At 49.7% G+C, this 582-nt stretch carries 1 pseudogene; it reads right to left on the reverse strand.

Annotation, left to right across the window (positions count from 1 at the left end):
* A pseudogene (locus EST62_RS12305) lies at window positions 1-396 on the reverse strand (IS3 family transposase); the annotation flags it as partial.
* Between the last annotated feature and the right edge of the window lie 186 nt (window positions 397-582).

Genomic DNA, 582 nt, shown 5'->3' on the forward strand with positions numbered 1-582 from the left:
TGAAATATCGATATGCCAGTGTTCATGCGGCTTTTCAGGTTGCACGAATCCTTTGCCCTTCTTGCTGTTTTCGTTGTTCCAGCGTTTCAAGAGGCCAGCGGCACTCAGCACACGGTACACGCTGCTGGGGCTGACGGCAACGATATTGCGGTCAAGCATCATAAAAGTCAACCGACGGTAGCCCTCCAAAGGATAGTTCAGATGAAACTTGATAATCTCCTGCTTCTCCCAGTCTTCGAGCCAGAAGTCACGGGGAATCAATGCGTTATGTTCATTGACCTTGCCATAGCGAGCCTGCCACTCATAGTACTTGCTGGGGGCTATACCCAGCCATTTGATGAATCGCGTCACAGCCAGGCTGCTCTTTTTTGCCCACAACCGGACAAAGTCGATCATGGCATCACGAATATCATGGGGAACCCAGGACGCCGTCAGAGTTCCCCAAGTGCTTTTTTTAGCTTGACATGCTCCTCCATGAGTTCAGAAAGTACGTCGTTCTTGTTGCGTAACTTCGCTTCAAGCTGTTCGATCTTTTTCTGCTCAGCCTTGTTCAGGGTTGATTGCTGCTTTTCGAATGCAGCA

The sequence above is a fragment of the Chlorobaculum sp. 24CR genome, from assembly GCF_004118635.1.
GTDB lineage: Bacteria > Bacteroidota > Chlorobiia > Chlorobiales > Chlorobiaceae > Chlorobaculum.